Source organism: Devosia sp. A449, assembly GCF_054489375.1.
Window position 1 is genome coordinate 991,534 of the sequence record NZ_JBTMWU010000001.1, and the last position, 18,270, is coordinate 1,009,803.

The 18,270-nt window shown below is 63.3% G+C and carries 9 protein-coding genes; 5 read left to right on the forward strand and 4 right to left on the reverse strand.

Annotation, left to right across the window (positions count from 1 at the left end; all coding sequences use genetic code 11):
* Window positions 1-61: 61 nt before the first annotated feature.
* Window positions 62-7,363 carry a peroxidase family protein gene (locus ACX3OW_RS04810; RefSeq protein ID WP_459094587.1) on the reverse strand — a complete coding sequence of 2,434 codons (7,302 nt, stop codon included), beginning with the start codon at window positions 7,361-7,363 and terminating at the stop codon, window positions 62-64.
* A gap of 339 nt (window positions 7,364-7,702) precedes the next feature.
* Between ACX3OW_RS04810 and ACX3OW_RS04815 the strand changes: the two genes are divergently transcribed.
* Both ACX3OW_RS04815 and ACX3OW_RS04820 read left to right on the forward strand, forming a co-directional pair.
* Window positions 7,703-9,091, forward strand: coding sequence for a sensor histidine kinase (locus ACX3OW_RS04815; protein ID WP_459094588.1), 1,389 nt, complete (start codon window positions 7,703-7,705; stop codon window positions 9,089-9,091).
* Entirely contained in the window at window positions 9,084-9,716 is a 633-nt protein-coding gene (locus tag ACX3OW_RS04820; RefSeq protein WP_459094589.1) for a response regulator, read from the forward strand. The genes ACX3OW_RS04815 and ACX3OW_RS04820 overlap by 8 nt, the downstream gene beginning before the upstream one ends.
* 9 nt (window positions 9,717-9,725) lie before the next feature.
* Here ACX3OW_RS04820 and ACX3OW_RS04825 read toward each other — a convergent pair whose 3' ends face one another.
* From ACX3OW_RS04825 to ACX3OW_RS04835, 3 genes are read right to left on the reverse strand one after another with little or no spacing between them, the layout of a single operon-like run.
* A complete protein-coding gene (locus ACX3OW_RS04825; protein ID WP_459094590.1) occupies window positions 9,726-11,096 on the reverse strand; it encodes a TolC family outer membrane protein in 1,371 nt (456 codons plus the stop codon).
* Between the two features lie 22 nt (window positions 11,097-11,118).
* Complete coding sequence (locus ACX3OW_RS04830; RefSeq protein WP_459094591.1) at window positions 11,119-12,477, reverse strand: sensor histidine kinase; 1,359 nt, start codon at window positions 12,475-12,477, stop codon at window positions 11,119-11,121.
* Window positions 12,474-13,142 carry a response regulator transcription factor gene (locus tag ACX3OW_RS04835; protein WP_459094805.1) on the reverse strand — a complete coding sequence of 223 codons (669 nt, stop codon included), beginning with the start codon at window positions 13,140-13,142 and terminating at the stop codon, window positions 12,474-12,476. The genes ACX3OW_RS04830 and ACX3OW_RS04835 overlap by 4 nt, the downstream gene beginning before the upstream one ends.
* A gap of 157 nt (window positions 13,143-13,299) precedes the next feature.
* On the opposite strand from ACX3OW_RS04835, the gene ACX3OW_RS04840 reads away from it, so the two are divergent.
* The 3 genes from ACX3OW_RS04840 (at window position 13,300) to ACX3OW_RS04850 (ending at window position 18,052) form a co-directional block, all read left to right on the forward strand.
* Entirely contained in the window at window positions 13,300-13,554 is a 255-nt protein-coding gene (locus ACX3OW_RS04840) for a hypothetical protein (RefSeq protein ID WP_459094592.1), read from the forward strand.
* Window positions 13,555-13,702: 148 nt separating this feature from the next.
* Window positions 13,703-14,896 (forward strand): efflux RND transporter periplasmic adaptor subunit, encoded by a 1,194-nt coding sequence (locus ACX3OW_RS04845; RefSeq protein WP_459094593.1) that lies wholly within the window; start codon window positions 13,703-13,705, stop codon window positions 14,894-14,896.
* A gap of 3 nt (window positions 14,897-14,899) precedes the next feature.
* Window positions 14,900-18,052, forward strand: a complete 3,153-nt coding sequence (locus tag ACX3OW_RS04850) for an efflux RND transporter permease subunit (RefSeq protein ID WP_459094594.1) — start codon at window positions 14,900-14,902, stop codon at window positions 18,050-18,052.
* Window positions 18,053-18,270 lie beyond the last annotated feature (218 nt).

Genomic DNA, 18,270 nt, shown 5'->3' on the forward strand with positions numbered 1-18,270 from the left:
CACGAATGACCGGTGAAAAGACCTGAGGGCGCGGAACCAGTCCGGCCCTCAGGCGAGTAGGTCAGAGATTGAAGTCGCTGGCCGTCAGCTCATGCGAGCCCTTGATGCTCAACCGGAAATCGGCATCGGTGCCGCCGGTGATATTGCCCTCGACGATGGTGAAATCCTCACCGTCGCGCACCTCATGGGTGATCATGAGTTGCCCCCGATCCGAGAAACCCTCGGAGACGATGGCAAAGCTCTGATTGCCCGCGGCGCAGCCATTGGCATCCATGAAGCTCAGGTCGATCTTGTCGCCGGGGCGGTAGTCGACAATGGTATCGCCGTCGGCATGGTCGGCAGAGAGGAAGCGGAACACATCATTGCCGCCACCGCCGTCGAGAACATTCACCGCATTGCTGGCGATGATGACGTCGTTGCCCGAACCACCCACGACATTCTCGATGCCCCAGATGGTGTCGAGCCCGGTCTGGGCGCTGGACACGCTGCCGCGGTTCATGATGCCGTTGCCCAGATCGATGGTGATATTGGCGGTAATCGCCGACATATCGAGCGTGTCATTGCCGCTGCCGCCGACCATGTCGTCGCCGAAATAATTGTCGTCGCCGTCACCCTGTTCGGCCACGATCCAGTCGTCGCCATTGCCGCCGAACACGGTATCACTGCCGGCGCCGCCATTGATGAAATCGTCGCCATCGCCGGCCAGGATGCGGTCAGCCCCGCCATCGCCATAGAGCATGTCGCGACCGCCACCGCCGAAAATGTCGTCGTCGCCGTCGTGACCAAAGATCACGTCATTGCCGCCGAGCCCCATGATGGTGTCGCCGTTGGCGGTGCCGATCAGCGCGTCCGCACCGGATGTGCCCATGAAGGCCGTCGCCGAATGCGAGCCGAGAGCGTCATCGTCGTCCTCATCGCTGTCGTCATCCTCATCGTCTTCATCATCATCCGCGTCGTCGTCATCCTCATCCCCATCATCCTCGTCATCGACGGGGTCGGTCGGGGTGGAGGTGTCGCCGCCAGACGGGCTGTCGTCGTCCTCATCATTGCCCTGGATGAACTGGGGGCCATTGCCGGCGCTGAAGAAGCTCACGCTATGGGTGGCGCTGGACAGGGTGGTCGAGCCATCGGCATTGGCGGTGCGGGTATAGTCGGCCAGCGTCATGCCGTTTTCGAGTTCGACCACATCCTGCGGGCGCAGCGTGCCAATGATGATGTCGTGGCCGCCCTTGGTCTTGAAGACGATGCGATGGGCCGAGGCGAGCGCCGAGATATCGACCGTGTCGTTGCCGTCCGAGCCGATAATGGTGATGGTGCTGGTGCGCAGGCTGGTTTCTTCGCCCTGCTCGGCGAAATTGCCGATCAGCTCGAACCGGTCGCCGCCCGCATTGCCCACTCCACTCGCCGGGGCGCCATTGATGACGATTTCCTCGATCTCGGACAGTTCGGCGATGACTTCGGTGGTAGTTTCGACGCCATCCACCACCAGGGTCCGGGTCACTACGATTTCCGTGGCGCTGCCCTTCAGCACCAGACCCGGAATGACCGCCTCGGCATCTTCCGCCGGGTAGAAGCGGAAGATTTCATAGGCGGAGCTGCCGGTGATGACGAAGGTGTCGCCAGCAATGCCTTCCGAGCCGCCATCGATAACATCCCACCCACCGGAGCCGCCTTCCGGGGCAGTCCAGTAAATCGTGTCATCGCCGGTGCCGCCATTGACGATATCGTCGCCAGTGCCGCCATCAAGACTGTCATCGCCGGCCAGGCCGTTGATGATGTCGTTGCCGCCAAGGCCGCTAATATCGTCGCTGCCGGCCGTGCCGTCGATGATGTTGTCACCGGCATCGCCGGTCACGGTGGTGTCGCCGACCAGGATGAAGTCGGCCCGATTGACCACATTCGTTCCGGTGCCGTTGACCCCAGTCAGGATGATGGTGCCGCCGGCTACGTCGATATGGGTGCTGCCGCCAACGATGGTGATGCTGACCTCAGCATCGAAATTGGCGTCGGTAATGCCCAGGCCACTCAGGTCGATCTTGTCCTGTCCGCCGCCGGTTGGGTTGGCGTCGAAGCTGGCCACGGTGTCGGTGCCGAAATTGGCCTCGTCGTAAACGATGGTGTTGAACCCGCCGCCCACATTGATGGCGTCATTGCCGGCGCCGCCATGCAGCGCATCATCGCCGTCGCCACCGGTCAGCGTGTCGTCGCCATCGCCGCCATAGAGCGCATCGTCGCCAGCATTGCCGACGAGCCGATCAGCTCCGAGACCGCCATAAAGGCTGTCTGAGCCCGCGCTGCCGGTGATGATGTTGTCCAGCTCATTGCCGGCCCCGGTGAAGTCGCCCGCGCCGGTATAGGTCAGCCGTTCGACATTGGCTTCCAGGGCATAGGTTGAGAGCGAGGTCTGGACGGTATCGGTGCCGCCATTAGCCAGCTCGACCACCGTGTCGCCGACGTCATCGACAATATAGGTGTCGCTGCCGCTGCCGCCGACCAGCAGGTCCACGCCGGCCCCGCCATTGAGAATGTCGGCCCCGCCATTGCCGAACAGCATGTCGTCCCCGCTGTTCCCCAACAGGGTCGAGGCGACGCTGCCGGTGGCATCGACGAGGATGGTGTCGACGTCAGCCTCCGCCGTGAGTTCGCCGGTTGCGTCCGTGCTCAGCACATAGGTGCCGCGGAACACCTCGTCGCCTTCGTCATCGGCCAGATAGAAGTCATAGCCGCCATAGCTGCCGCTATCGAAGCTGACCGTCTCGACCACCTTGCCATTATTGTCGAAATGGTCGGTGACGGTGATGCGCTGGTCATTGATGTCGATGCGCAGATCGCCATCGGCTTCGCGCAGGAAATTCAGGGCGCTCAGCGCCACCCCGGCAGCAGCGATGCTGATCCTGTCATTGCCCTCGATGTCGTCAATCACGTCCTGGCCATCGGTGAGGCCAAAGATGTAGTTGTCGTCGCCCACGCCGCCATTCAGCCGGTCATTGCCGCTGCCACCGATCAGCACGTCATCGCCGGTCAGGCCATTCAGCGTGTCGTTGCCGCCAAAGCCCATGATCACGTCATGGATCAGCCCGCTCCCGGCGACATTGCCATTGAGAGTCTCGCCCGAAGCCGTGCCGTTGACGACATTCATGTCGAGATCGGTGAAGTCGAGACGTTCGATATTGCGGACCGTATCGCGACCATCCAGCACCGGCTTTTTGGTCACGCCCTCAATATTGTCGCCGAGCGTGGCGGTGTCATCGGCGGCCGGCGGGGCGTGGTCGACATACAGGCTGCCATCAATATTGACGCCAAAGCCGTAATGTTCTCGCACGCCGGTAAAGACGGCAGTGTCGATGTCGCCGACCTGGTTGCCGTCGATGATCTCGCGGACGATGCCCAGCTGCCCTGGATTGAGCGCCCGGCTGAACATCGCCTGGTCGAGCGTCATGCCGGCATAATTGGCGATGCCTGCCGGATTATAGAGATCCGCCGCGTCCTGGGCCGCGAGGCCCGCGGCCGTGTTGTAGAGCTTGCCGGTCATATTGTCGGCGGTGGCGATCAGGGTCGTGGTCCGGTTGCCATTGGCGTCGCGGGCATAGACCGCGATGCGCACATTCAGCCATTTGTCGCCGTCGATGACGTCATTGCCGGCAAGGCCCTTGATCCGGTCGCTGCCGCCACCGCCGAGCAGAATGTCGGTGGCGTCAGAAGTCTCCAGCGCGACGACTTCGGCGGTGCCGTCATTGCCGATCTGAACGGTGCGAGCACTATGCGCCACGATCTGGTCGAGGCCGGCAATCAGCGCGACGTTCTTTTCCAGCAGCGCATTGGAATAGGACTCGAGGATCGAATCCGGGCCCGGGATAGCGGCGGTGCCGGTCAGTTCGGCACGCGTGTTCACATTCTCGATGCGGCCGGTCAGCACGTCATCAAATTTCCAGCCGGAAAGGCCTTCCACCAGATCGAAACGATCGCGCAGGATGAAATCTTCCTGCGTGGTGAAAATGGGGATGCCCAGGTCGGAATTGGCCGCCTGCTGGTCGCCCTTGTGGATCGCCCAGTCAAAGCCGGACATGCCGTTGCTGCGCTGGATGCCGACACCCTGCAGCATGATATCGTCGCCGGATTCCGCGTCGTAGTCGACATCGCCCTTCTGGCCGTTCAGCACGTCGTGGCCGATGATCGACGAATTGAAGAACAACTCGGAATTCTCGCCGGCCAGCGTGTCGAAACGCCCGCCGCCTTCCAGCCAGTCATCGCCGGCCTCGCCGAGCAGGAAGTCCATGCCGTCGCCGCCCAGCAGGAAATCATTATCCGTGCCGCCCATGACGGTCTTGCCGTCCGGGCCGGCGACCAGGAAGTCCTGTCCCTGATTGCCGAACATCAGCGAGAGGCCCGAGCCGCCATGGATGACGTCATTGCCCTCCTCGCCATGCAGGAAATCGGCGGCGCCGATATCGGTGCCCGAATTGGTGATAATGTCGTCGCCGGCCCCGCCATGGACATGGTCGACGCCATAACCGCCTTCCAGCCGGTCATCGCCATCGCCGCCCCACAGGCTGTCATCGCCTTCGCCGCCAATCAGCGTGTCATTGCCGGCACTGCCCTGGAGGACGGTGTGATCGCCGCCATTATAGCGCAGGTAATCGACAATGCCGTCGCCATCGGTATCCCGCCGGTCGACCAGATTGGAGATCGCCTGCAGCGTGGGATTGTCATGCACCGGGTCGGCCAGGCCGGTCATCGCCGCCTGCCGCGCCGCGTCGATATAGAGCACGAGATCGGGCCGCGAGAAGATGTCGCCGGGGATCGCCGTGCCGTCTGCGCCGAGATCGGTGTTGCGCAACACCATCTTGGCCAGCGAATTGCCTTCGAGCTCGGACAGCAGATTGAGGCCCTGGACGCGCGACAGATAGTAGAAGCGATCACCGTCCTGCAGATTTTCCATCTGCAGTTCGAACACGGCGGCAAAGGTCGACCCCAGCATGCCGCCAAAGTCCATTTTCTTCTCGGCCAGCCCGCCCATCCACAAATCGACGCTGTTGAGCCCGCTATTGGCGGCGGTCCAGGTGTCGGTGCTGTTGAGGAAGGCGAGCCGGTCGGTAATGCTGGAGGCCAGGATAACCTTGTTGGTGTTGGTGATTCCGTCATGGAAGGTCTGGTTGGTGCCAAAGACGATGGCCATGGCGGCGGCGCGTTTGCCGGCCACGCTGTCCTCGGCGGCAATCGCCGCATGGGTGCCATAGGCGGCGATGAAATTGACGATAGAGGCGGGGTTTTTCAGGTTCAGCGCGAAGTCGACCCAGCTGGTATAGGGATCAAGCTGGCTGTCGCCGCCGGCCGCCGCCTGGAACTGGGCGCGCGCCTCGTTCAGCGAGGGCATATTGGTGTCGCGACCCCGGGCGATGTTGATCGCTGTCAGATCCAGCGGAATGCCGACCAGCTGGTTGCGCAGCACATTGGTGACGAACTCGTCAATCTCATTGCCGACCTGCCCGCTAAGGCCGCGCATGATGGCGCCGGCCGCCATGTCATGCGTCAGCGTCCCCGAATTGTCATAGGCCAGCGGATTGAGGAAGGCGTCGAACAGATCGAGGTTGTCGGTCGTCCCGTCGGTGTGCACGCGATCAATGGTCTCGCGCAGCATCGAATGGCCGAAGCGATACACCACATTGGCAAACTCGGCGAAGATTGCCGGATTGATATCCGGGTCGGGTTCGAACAGGAACGCATCGACATCGGGCTGCATCTTGCGCGCGAATTCTTCGAACACCAGATGCTGATATTCCATTTCCGTGGTGAAACGGCCGGCCTGGAACAGCCGCTCGCCATCCCACAGCAAGCCCTCGGCCCACGCCGCATAGCCGGCATCGCTGGCGGCCGGAATGGCGGTGACGTCGTTCAGCAGCCACTCATTGAGGAACGCCACATCGCCCGAGCCGATGAGCACGTCCTTGACCTGCTCGACCACCCGATTGTGCTCGGCATGGAACACATGGTGGATCGTGGTGAGGCCGATATTTTCATTGGCGCGCCCGTCACCGGCGATGAAATGCGCATCGAGCATTTCATTGTCATAGGTCAGCGGGTCGCCGTCATCGCCGGTGACCCCATCGGCATCGGCCACCAGCGCTATCGGCGCGGTGGCAGGATTGTGATCGTGATCATAGAAGCCGGGCGCGGCATGATGCGCGATATCGAGCAGGAAGGCCTGCGGCGTACGGAACGCGCCGGCCTCGGTTGGATCAATGGCCCCGGCGCCGGGCACGCCTTCAACGAGATCACCGGCCCCCAGGCCGACGACCAGCTGCGGGAAGCCATTCGCGCCGGGAATGAAATTGCCATATTCGTCGGTCGCCAGCAGCGGCACGCTGCCGACATCCAGATCGGTCAGTTTGATCCCCAGAATATCGGCGGCCTGTTGCTTGATATCGCCCCAGGTCGACATGCCGCCCTGCGCGCCTTCCAGCAAATGCCCGGTCGCCACCGGCTTGCCCTCAACCAGGATATACTCCCGCAGGAACACCTGCACCGAGGCATGCGAGCCATAGGTCTGGTTCTGGTCGATCCAGGGCGTGGTGGTGTTCATCGCATTGTCGCCGGTACTGGCCCGCGACATCGCCATGAAATTGGTATGCGCTCCAGGCACATAGAGCGGGTCATCCGGCGAGAGCGGCATATAGACCGTGCCATTATTGCCTTTGGCGACATGGTCGAGACCGTGGTCGAAGAACTGCCCGAACAGCGTGAACACCGAACTATAGGGCGCCGAATCCCCGATATCGGGCGACACATTGGGCAGGATAATGGTCGGCCCATCCATCTCGATGCCATAGCCGGCGACCGTGGTTTGCCAGGCGGCGCGGATCGGCGCCAAGGCAGCCTCGTTGCCCTCGAGGGCTTCGGCAATCAGTTTGAACTGCGCATAGCCGGTCTGTAGCGCAGTGATGGCGGCGTTGACGTCGCCCGCATAACCGGCATGTTCCAGCGCCGCGATGATGGCCGCGGGATTGTCGAGGGTCTGGTCGACGATCAGGTTCGAAATCAGCCGCGGATCGGCATCCACCACATCGCCCGACGCGCCGTAATCAGTATTGGTTAGCGTCATGCCCGGCCCAAAGCTCAGGCTGTCGCCATCAAGATCGTTTCTCGGCGTGCCACTGCTGGTAATCGGGCTGAATGGATTGTCGGCGGCGCCCCATTCGGTACGGCCGGGGACCAGATTGTTGTAGCTGCCATCGACGGTGCGCAGACCGTAAGGCGCCAGCGGATTGCCCACCAGCGACGCTAGATCGCCCCCCGCGGCATGCGCTTCGGCAATCTTGATCTGCTTGAGGATGAATTCGAGATCGTGTTTGACCAGACTTACCATGACATTCCCCTTTTCGTGCCCCCGCTCGTCTTGCGATCAACAGTCGAATTGCCGTGATCTGCTTGGCAGCGGTCACCACTCCACAGCGGGACGTGGCGATTTCGGGGCAACAGTGCGCCTGCCAAGAACAGCGAACAACGTCAGAAGGTCTGATGATTTTTGCGGGGCAATGGTCTGATGCCAGCTGGGCTCCGGCAATTGCCGGAACTGGACTTAGGTCGAGTAATATGGGCGACCAATTGAAGTAGCGGCGCGATACAGCGTAAGATATCGCTGTTACTCCGGGCTTCCTGGAGATGAATTGTGTCAATTGGGACCGCAGTCAATTTGGGAGCGGGCGTGACGGCGCCGCGCAATCTGTCGGGCCAGTTCGCCTTGACCGGCGGCCTGGTCATGCTGCTGGTCATGCTGCTGGCCGGCATGATCACCTCCAGGATCGTTTCCAATGCCGCGGTGGAGAATACAGCGGCGTCCACCGCCCTGTTCATGGACAGCTTCCTGTCGCCCCAGCTGCAGTCATTGGCCTATGGCGACAGCCTGCCCCCCGACAAGGTGGAGGCGCTGAACCGGCTGCTGGGCGTCGGCACCGCGCTGGACGAGCCCTTCGAAAAGCGCTTTCCGCATCTCGAAATCTGGAAGCGAGGCGGCCTCGTCGTCTATTCCAGCTCGCCGCAACTGATCGGACGGCGCTTCGATCCGCCGCAAGGGCTTGCCGAGGCGATGGCGGGCGCGGTTTCGGCCCATTATGCCAATCTTGGCGCCGCCGAACATGTCGAGCGTCACTTTGAGAGCGAATATCTGGAGATCTATGTGCCGGTCCGCGAGTATCTGTCGGGGCACATCATCGCCGTCGCTGAAATCCACGAACAGCCGGAGCTATTGCAGCGTCGGCTGTTCGATGTGCGCGCCCGCAGCTGGCTGACCACGGCGGCGCTGACGTTGGTCGTGATGCTCAGCCTGTTCGGTATCGTCCATCGCGGCAGCCGGCTGATCACTGCCCAGCATGCCGCGCTCAAACAGCGCATCGATGAAGTGCGCCGGGTCTCCGATCAGAACCGCACCCTCAGGGATAAGGCGCAACTGGCGTCCAGCCGGCTGGCCGAACTCAATGCCAGCTATCTGCGCAATGTCGGGGCTGAACTGCATGACGGGCCTGCCCAGTTGCTTGGCCTTGCCGCGCTCAAGGTCGAGCATGTCCGTCAGGCCCGGACAGTCGCGGGCCGCCGCCGCGAGCTACAGGCCATCGACACGGTGCTGGCCGATGCCTTGCGCGACATCAGGGCGGTGTCCAAGGGCTTGATGCTGCCCGAAATCGAAAGCCTGCCGCTGTGTGAGGTCGTGGCGCGGGCCGTCAACCTGCATGAGAAACGCACCGAAACCAAAGTGGCCGTGACCTGCGGGGCGCTGGATTGCGAGGTGTCGCATGCCGTCAAAATCTGTGTGTACCGCTTCGTGCAGGAGGGGCTCAGCAATGCCTTCCGTCATGCCAGCCGGGATGGTCAGTCGGTGTCGTGCCAATTGGTGGCGTCGCTGCTGCACATCTCGGTGCAGGATCGCGGTGGCGGGGCCAGCGGGCAGGGCAATGTCAGGGGCGAGGCGGGGCTCGGCCTGACCGGGCTTCGCGCCAGGGTCGAAAGCCTGGGCGGCACCTTCCTGTCGGTCACCGATCCTGCCGGCGGCACCCGTCTCGAAATGACGCTCGCAATCATGGAGAAGCTGGATGGCTGAAAGAATTTCCATCGTTCTGATCGATGATCATTCGCTGTTTCGGGCCGGGGTGATCCAGACGCTGGCCCTCGATCCCCAGCTCGATGTCGTCGGGGAGGGCGGCACCGGCGAGCAGGCAATCGAGCTCGCTGAGCGGCTGCGCCCCGATATTGTGCTGCTCGATATTTCCATGCCCGGCAATGGCATCGAAGCCGCTCGGGTGATTGCCGCCATGCCCGATGCGCCCCGGGTGATCATGCTCACCGTCTCGGAAGATGATGACGACATGATCAGCGCGCTTGAGGCCGGGGCGGTGGGCTATATCCTCAAGGGCATTGAATCGCTGCATCTGATCGCGGCGGTGAAAAGCGTAGCGGCGGGCGACTCCTTCGTGTCGCCCAATTTGACCTTGCGCCTGCTCTCGGGGGTCAAGGAGAAGGCAACGCCCCGGCTACTGGACTCGCTGTCCGAACAGGAACAACGCGTGCTCCGGCTCGTCGCCAAGGGCATGAGCAACCGCGAAGCCGGCGAAAAGCTCGGCATCCTCGAGAAGACGGTCAAATTCCACATGACCCGGATCATGGCCAAGCTGAAGGTCAAGAACCGCGTCAGCGCCAGTCTGCTGGCCCAGAAGGAATGGGGTTAGCCGCGCCGCCTATTCGGCCACCGCGCGCAATTCCTGCCACACATCTTCAACCGCCGCCGCATAACCCGTCGCCGACTTCGTCACCACCGCCAAACCCAAGTCGGAAGCGGTTAACCGTCCCATGGCCGACAGCAGCGAGAAGGTGGCGACAACCTTGTTGGCCGACGCGTTGATGACCGCCTCGCGCGACGTGACCAGTTCGGCCTGCGCGTTCAATACATCGAGGGTGGTCCGCGATCCGAGATCCCGCTCCTGAACCACGCTGTCGAGCACGGTTTGCCCGGCTGAGGCGGCCGTTGCGGCGGCGGCAATCTGGGCGTCGGCGCTCTGTATGCTGGCCCAGGCCGAGATCACCGCTTCGCGAATTTGGTCATAGACGGACATGGCGTCCACCTCCGACTTGATCTGCTCGATATTGGCCTTGCGCACGCCTGCGCCGATGGAGCCGCCGGCATAGATCGGCACGGAAATCTGGAATCCGATCGCGCCGTTCAGGCCATCGCTGGCGCCGCCGCCTGGACCGCTCCAGCGCGTCCCGACCGAGCCGTTTATCGCGGCCGTCGCGCCAAAACCCGCGCTGACGCTCTGGATCGACGCCTGCGCTGCCCTGATGCCGGCCTTGGCGGCCAGAATGGCCGGGTGGCCAAGCTCGGCTTCGGCCATGGCGGATTGCAGGCTGGCCGGAATTAGTCTGGCATAGTCGTGCGTCGTCGCCAGATTTTGCGGCGCGGCGCCGACCTGCCGCATGAAGCGGGCCTGGCTGATGTCGAGGCTTCCCTGGGCCGCGCGATGAGCGGCCTGCCCCTGCGCGAGGCGGGCCTGGGCCTGCGCGACATCGATCCTGGTGCCTTCGCCGACCGCCAGGCGATCCTCGGCCGAGGTCACCTGGGCCTGGAAGAAGGCGAGGCTTTCGCCCCGCAAATCGAGCAATTGCCGGTCGGCATAGACCGCCATATAGGCCTGGATCACCGAGAACAGCACGATCTGTTCGCTGCTGCGAATCTGGTGCTCGGCGGCCTCGGTGGCGGCGCGGGCGACTTCGATTTGCGCGTCGCTGCGGCCACTATCGTAGATTGTCTGCTTGTAGGAGAGGCCGGTCGTCAGTGACGTGCTGTCGTGCCAGGACCCGCCATTCAGATCCCAGGATTGGTTCCCGGCCAGCGACGCACCAATGGTTGGTCGCTGCCCCGCTTTGGCCAGGGCGATGCCTTCAGCGGCGGAGCGGGCGCTCAGCACGGCGGATTGCAAATCCGGCGAATGCTCATAGGCCAGGGTCAGCGCCTGGGTGATGGATTGCGCTTGTGCCGCGCTGGCACTCATGGCGGTGGCCAGCACGGCGCAGCCCAGGATGTGGCCAAGCGATTTGACGGTCAAATTCATGCAGGAACTCTCGATGGGATAATCAGGCAGCGCCGCCGGGCGCCGGAGGAAAGACGATTTCAAAACAGGCGCCACCGCCCTCGGTGCCAGACACGGAAATCCGCCCGCCATGCTTGTGGATGATGTCCCGCACGAGGCTCAGCCCCAGTCCGGCGCCCTGTTGCGCCGGCGCCAGCCGGTGGAAGGGCCAGAAGATTTCCTCATGATGTTTCGGCGCGATCCCGGTGCCGTTGTCGCGCACCGTGATAGTGCGGTCGGTGGTGACTTCGACGGTCACCGCGACGCCGGGTCCGCCATGGGCCAGCGCATTTTGAATGAGATTGGCGATGGCACGCGACAGCGCCGGCGCATCGCCCGCGATCAGCACCGGGCCGGATGGCGCGTCGAGCGCCACCTCGCTGCCGGCGGCAATGGCCAGCGGCGCCAGATCGGCCAGCACCTGGGCGACGAGGTCGGTCAACTCGATCGGTCCAAAATCGGCCGCCGACAGGCTCATGCGGTGCAGGTCCAGCAACTGGTTGGCCATGCTGGCCAGCCGCGCCACATCGATCAGCAATTGCTGATGCTCGGGCGTATTGGGCAGCAGTTCGAGCCTGGTCTGCAGAATGGCAATCGGGGTGCGCAATTCATGGGCCGCATCGGCCATGAATCTGTGCTGGCGCTCAATGCCCTGATCCAGCCGTTCCAGTGCCGAATTGATGGCGCGCACCATCGAGTTCAGTTCGGCCGGCACCGTGTCGTACGACAACCGCAACCCACGCTGATCGACGTCGATTTTCTCCGCATCGGCCGCCACCTGATCGAGGCCGCGCAACGAGCGCCGGATCAATAGCGGGATGGTCAGCAGCGTCACCGTGGTCAGCAGGATCAGCAGGCTGGCAAAGAACGGGTTGGAGAACGCCACGCTCAGAAATCGCCACGACACCGGCGGGCCGCCTGCGGTCATAATCCATAATTTGCCGACAGTGCTGTCGCGGGTACGGATCAGCGCATAGGGCGAGGTCGGGTTGCCGAGATCGGTAAGATTGGCCGAGGATACATGCAGCAGCGCGCCGGGGAACACGCGGATCTGGGGCGGAATCTCGCCCAGGCCGATGGATTTGCTGTCGGCATCGACCACATAGAACCAGAAATTCGGAAAGCTGCTGACCACCCGATCCAGTTCCGGCGTGGAAATCAGCGCCAGAGCCCCGGTCTCGGTGCGGCTCACCGACCGCACGATATCCTCGATCACCGCGTCATCAAGCCCCTGATTGGTGGCGATGAGGTTGAGCATGGCGATGGCGGCCACCAGCGTAAAAGCGACCAGCACCAGCGCCTGCACCATGATCATGCCCCGCGACAGCGCGCCGCGCAGCGATGGCTCCCGCCGCTTTCTCATGACGCTGCCCGCAGCAAATAGCCGATGCCCCTGATGCCGTGAATTTCGACCCCCGCCGCGGCCAGCTTCCGCCGCAGCCGCGAGATATGGGCGTCGAGCGTGTTGGATGCGATATCATCGTCAAAGCCATAAACCGCTTCCACCAGCGACGAGCGCGCCACGGTTCGCCCCGCGCGCCGCACCAGCGCCTCAAGAGCCAGCAACTCGCGGCGCGGCAACGCCAGCGGCTTGCCATCGACCAGGGCGGTCCGCTCATTGAGATCGAATTTAAGCCGCCCGACCGTCACCGCATGCTCCAGCATCAACGCCGGACGGCGCATGACAGCACGGATTCGCGCCACCAGCTCATCAATCAGGAACGGCTTGGCGAGATAGTCGTCGGCCCCGGTCTCCAACCCAGCCACCCGGTGATCCGGCGATCCGAGCGCCGACAGCATGATGATCGGCAACCCGGCCTGGATCGCGCGCAATTTGGGGATCAGGCTGAGACCATCGCCATCGGGTAATTTGCGATCAAGAATGACCACCGCATGCACTTCGCTGCGCGCGGCTTCCTCGGCCAGCGCCAGCGTGGCGACGTGATCGACGACGAAATCATGCCGACTGAGCGCCGTCATCAGCGCCCGCGCCAGTTCCACCTCGTCCTCGACTAGCAGTATGCGCATGTAAACCCCGGTGTCGCCCTGACCATTGCGGGCGAACATTGCCGGTGCATTGCGGCAGTTCAACCACCGATCCGGCCAAGATAAAATTTCGCGGCGCAATGTTGGGACAATCCAGCGGGGGGAAACCGACGCCATCCCAAACCAAGGAATCATTGCTATGAAGAAGTTCACCCTCGCCGCCGCTATCGCCACGGTTTCCGTTGCCGCGTTTTCGGTCGCCGCCATCGCCGAGGAAAACCTCATCCATGGCCACACCGAGCTGGGCCTCGTCGCCGCGCTGACTGCACAGGGTGTGGCGGTGGATGGCGTTGAGGAATGGGGCGAGTTCGTGCGCGTCTGGTCCACCACCACCAGCGGCGCCAACGCCATGCAGCTGCTCGACGCGGACACGCTGCGACCAGTCTTGCGCTAAGCGGCGATCACGATTTATTCGTCGTGACCCCAAACGAACCTTGGGAATGTCGCGGCTTTGTTGCATACAGCTAAAAGTCTGGCCTGGGCGTAAGCCTGGGCCATTGTTCGATTTTCCAAGACTAGCCCGCTAAACCAGGATCCGCGCCATGACCACAGCAAGTGAAAAGCCCGACTGGGCCCAGAGCAAGCGTGAAAAGGATAATGCGCGCCGTATTGCCGAGGGCCAGAAGCCCCGGCGTCGGCTGATGCCGTGGATCGTTCTGGCGGTGATAATCCTGGCCGTGGTGGGCTTCGTGCTCACGCGCCCGCCGGCGCCGGAGGCCGAAACCGCCAGCACCGAGCCGGTGACGCAGCAATTGCTGGTATCGGAAGTCGCCGAAATCGCCCCGACCCTGCTGAGCCAGCGCGCCCGCGTGACCGGCACGCTGGTTCCCGGCCGGGTCTCGGCCGTCGCCTCGCAGGCCTCGGGCCGCGTCCTCAGCGTCGCGGTGCGGCCGGGTGACACGGTGAAGGCTGGCGACATTCTGGCCGAAATCGACCGCGCCACGCTGGAATTGCAGCTCAACCAGCAGCGCGCCACCGCCGATGCCACCCGCGCCCAACTGCTCTCGTCGCAGCAGCAGCTTGAGCGCACCCAGGAACTGGCGCGGCAGGGGCTGGCCAGTCCCTCGACGCTGGAACAGGCCCGCTCGGGCACCGCGGCGCTTGAGGCCAATCTCGTGGCGCTGGAAAGCGCCGTGCAGGGCGCCGAAATCGCGCTCAACAATGCCTCGGTTCCCGCCCCCTTTGACGGCATCATTTCCGAGCGCTCGGTCGAGCCGGGCCAGACCATCAGCGCCGGCACCACGCTGTTCACCGTGGTCAATCTTGAAGAGATGGAATTCCAGGCCGCCGCTTCGGTCACGTCCAGCGCCCTGGTCGCCCCGGGGCAGGCTGTCGCCGTCTCGGTCACCGGCCTCGATGGCCGGGTGTTTGACGGCACCGTCACCCGCGTCAATCCGGTGGCCCTGGCCGGCACCCGAACCGTGCCGATCTATGTCTCGCTGCACAATGAAGACGGCCTGCTGCGTGGCGGCATGTTCGCCACCGGCCAGATCACCGTCGCCGAAAAGCCCGACGCCATCGCCATTCTGGCCACCGCCATCCGCGAGGATGCCGAGGGCCATTTCGTGCTCAAGCTCGACAACGGCACTTTGACGCGCCAGGCCGTCGAGCCCGGCACCACCTGGGATCGCGGCCGCCTGGTCGAAGTCACCGGCCTGACCCCGGGCGAGCAGGTCGTCGCCGCCGCGCTGGCCGAACTCAGTGCCGGCCAGGCCTATGAACTGATTGAGGGCTAATCGATGTTTCTGACCCGCATCAGCGTCAACCATCCGGTTTTCGCCACCATGATCATGGTGGCGATCATGGTCTTCGGCGTCTATTCCTACCAGCATCTGCCGATCGAGCAGATGCCGGATGTGGACCTGCCCGTCGTCGCCGTCGTGGTCAGCTATCCCGGCGCCTCGCCCGAAGCGGTGGAAGCCGACGTGGTTGAGCCCCTCGAGGCCGCCGTCAACACCATTGCCGGGCTGGACACCATCCAGTCCACCGCCCAGGCCGGCCAGGCCATGGTCCTGATGATCTTCGATCTGGATTCCAATTCGCGCGACAAGGCGCAGGAAGTCCGCGACAAGATCGACCCGGTCAAGGCCCGTCTGCCCGATGGCGTCGGCGATCCGCAGGTCTTGCGCTTCGACCCCTCGGCCATGCCCATCCTGTCGCTGGCGGTCAGCTCGGACACGCTGTCCGATGTCGACCTGACAGCGCTGACCAAAGACATCATCGTCAAGCGCATCACCAACATCACCGGCGTCGGCAGTGCCACCATCGCCGGCGGCGTGCCGCGCCAGCTCAATGTGCAGATCGATCCTGATCGGTTGACCGCGTTCAATATCAGCCCCAATGCGGTGATCAGCGCGTTGCAGGCCGCCAATAAGGATCTGGCCGCCGGCTCCATCACCCAGGACAGCATCGTGCAGTCCATCCAGGTGCTGGGGCGTCTGGAGGATCAGGAGGATTTCTACGACATCATCGTCGGCAAGCAGGGCGGGCAACCGGTCACCCTGCGCGACGTCGCCACCATCGAGGAGGGCAGGGGCGAAACCTCGAGCCTGGCCATTCTCAATGGCGAACGGGCGCTGGCCGTCGATATCCTCAAGACCCAGGGCGCCAACACGGTTGGCGTCGCCGAGGATATCCGTCGCACCATCGCCAATATCCTCGACAAGGAATTGCCGGACGGCGTGGTCAAGATCGAAATCGTCGTCGACAATGCCAAGCCGGTGGAAGACTCCTTCCACGCCGTGCAGAACATGATGATCGAAGGCGCGCTGCTCGCCGTCGTCATCGTCTTCCTGTTCCTCAATTCGTGGCGCTCGACGGTCATTACCGGCCTGACCCTGCCCATTTCGATCATCGGCACCATGGTGGCGCTGAACTTCTTGGGCTTCAGTCTCAACATGATGACGCTGCTGGCCCTGTCGCTGGCGGTGGGTATTCTGATCGATGACGCCATCGTGGTGCGAGAGAACATCACCCGACATCTGCATATGGGCAAATCGCACCGGCAGGCGGCGTTTGACGGCACCAACGAGATCGGCCTCGCCGTGATGGCGACGACCCTGTCCATCGTCGCGGTGTTCCTGCCCGTGGCCTTCATGGACGGCATCATGGGCAAGTTCTTCCTGCAGTTCGGTGTCACGGTTTCCGTTGCCGTGCTGATCTCGCTGTTTGTCGCCTTCACCCTTGATCCGATGCTGTCGAGCGTCTGGTACGACCCCGCCTCGAACCCGAAGGCCAAGCGCGGACCGCTCGGCCGGGCTGTGCAACAGTTCGACCGGTTTTTCGAGTGGGTCACCGGGGGCTATCGCCACCTGATCCGCTGGGGCCTCAAATTCCGCAAGTCGGTTTTGATGATCGCCGTGCTGTCATTCGTCGGCAGTTTCATGCTGTTCCCACTGGTCGGCGTGGAGTTCATTCCCGCCACCGACAACGGCAATTTCACCGTGACGGTGGAAACGCCCGCCGGCTCGAGCAAGGAATATACCGCCGCCAAGCTGCAGCAGGCCGAAGCGGTGATCCGTAAATCGCCAGTCGTCAAAACCACCTATTCCACAGTGGGCGGTGGTCTGGCGGCCTCCGGCGCCAATACCGGCACCATGACGGTGACGCTGATCGACAAGGAACTGCGCGATCTGACGCCGATTCAGCTCATGCCGCAAATCCGTCAGGCCCTGACGGCGGTTCCCGGCGCGACCTTCCAGGTGTCGGCCGCTTCGGGCCTGGGCGGGGCAACGGCGCCGGTGTCGATCACGCTTTATGGCGACAGCTTCGACGTGCTGGACCGCCTCGGCGATGAATTGGTCGCCAAGCTCGAAGCGATTCCCGACCTGATCGACATCACCTCCAGCTTCGATGAAGCCCAGCCCGTGGTTGGCATCAAGGTCAATCGCGACCTGGCCGACAATTTGGGCGTGTCGCTCGGCCAGATCGCCGCGACGCTCGGGCCGTTGATCAGCGGCGATGACGTCGCCGATTGGACCGCCGCCAATGGTCAGGTCTATTCGGTGGTGGTGCGTCTCCCCGAAGAGCTGCGCAACGACATTGATGCCATCGGCAATCTGCCGATCGCCCAGTCCGGCGCCAGCGGCTCCAACAGCATGGTGACCCTGTCCCAGGTGGCCGAGGTGGTGCAGAGCACCGGCCCCACCACCATCAACCGGCAGGATCTGCAGCGCGGCGTGACCATCGACGCCTATCTCGAAGGCGTTGAGCTGGGCACCGTGACGCCGCTGCTGCAAAAGGCAGTCGACAGCATCGAGCTGCCCACCGGCTACCGCAATTCGATGGGTGGCGAAGTGGAACAGATTGCCGAAACCATGGGTTCGGTGGTCTCGGCTTTGCTGCTGGCGGTGATCTTCATCTATCTGGTGCTGGCCAGCCAGTTCGGCAGCTTCTTGCAGCCGATTGCCATCATGGGTTCGCTGCCACTGGCGCTGATCGGCGTGATGGTGGGGCTGCTGGTGGGCGGTTCGACGCTCAACATGTTCTCCGCCATCGGCTTCATCATGTTGATGGGCCTGGTGGTCAAGAACGCCATTCTGCTGGTCGACAATGCCAATCAGCACGTCAAGCAAGGCTGGAACCTCTATGAGGCGCTGGTCGAAGCCGGCGTCACCCGCTTCCGTCCGATCATCATGACCACGCTGGCGATGATTTTCGGCATGCTGCCGCTGGCGCTCAGCCTGCATGAAGGCAGCGGGCAGAACGCCCCGATGGCCCATGCGGTGATTGGCGGCTTGATCAGCTCGACGGCACTGACCCTGTTGGTGGTGCCGGTGCTGCTGACCTATATCGACAGCTTCAGCCGCTGGACCCGCCGCTTCAGGCCCAAAGCCCCGCATGACGACGCCGAGGCGCCCGCCCCGGTCGCCCTCAGCGAAGCGGCGCAGTAGGCCATAATAGGCACGACGCCGCCTCCCCACCGGCCGACACCTCCCCCTTGACGGGGAAGGTTGGGAGGGGGTGTGGAGAGCCCCGATGACCGGGGCAAACCACCCCCACCCTTGATCCGCTGCGTTGGCGACATGAGACTATCGGCTCTTTCCCTCCCTCCCCCTTGAGGGGAGGGCCGGGGAGGGGGTGGCATTGTGGACAACTGCACGACCCCCAC

What these genes read in the sequence shown, in the direction of transcription:
- ACX3OW_RS04810 (WP_459094587.1), bottom strand. Translation starts at nt 7,363, where the DNA reads ATGGTAAGTCTGGTCAAACACGATCTCGAATTCATCCTCAAGCAGATC.
- ACX3OW_RS04820 (WP_459094589.1), top strand. Translation starts at nt 9,084, where the DNA reads ATGGCTGAAAGAATTTCCATCGTTCTGATCGATGATCATTCGCTGTTT.
- ACX3OW_RS04825 (WP_459094590.1), bottom strand. Translation starts at nt 11,096, where the DNA reads ATGAATTTGACCGTCAAATCGCTTGGCCACATCCTGGGCTGCGCCGTG.
- ACX3OW_RS04830 (WP_459094591.1), bottom strand. Translation starts at nt 12,477, where the DNA reads ATGAGAAAGCGGCGGGAGCCATCGCTGCGCGGCGCGCTGTCGCGGGGC.
- ACX3OW_RS04835 (WP_459094805.1), bottom strand. Translation starts at nt 13,142, where the DNA reads ATGCGCATACTGCTAGTCGAGGACGAGGTGGAACTGGCGCGGGCGCTG.
- ACX3OW_RS04840 (WP_459094592.1), top strand. Translation starts at nt 13,300, where the DNA reads ATGAAGAAGTTCACCCTCGCCGCCGCTATCGCCACGGTTTCCGTTGCC.
- ACX3OW_RS04845 (WP_459094593.1), top strand. Translation starts at nt 13,703, where the DNA reads ATGACCACAGCAAGTGAAAAGCCCGACTGGGCCCAGAGCAAGCGTGAA.
- ACX3OW_RS04850 (WP_459094594.1), top strand. Translation starts at nt 14,900, where the DNA reads ATGTTTCTGACCCGCATCAGCGTCAACCATCCGGTTTTCGCCACCATG.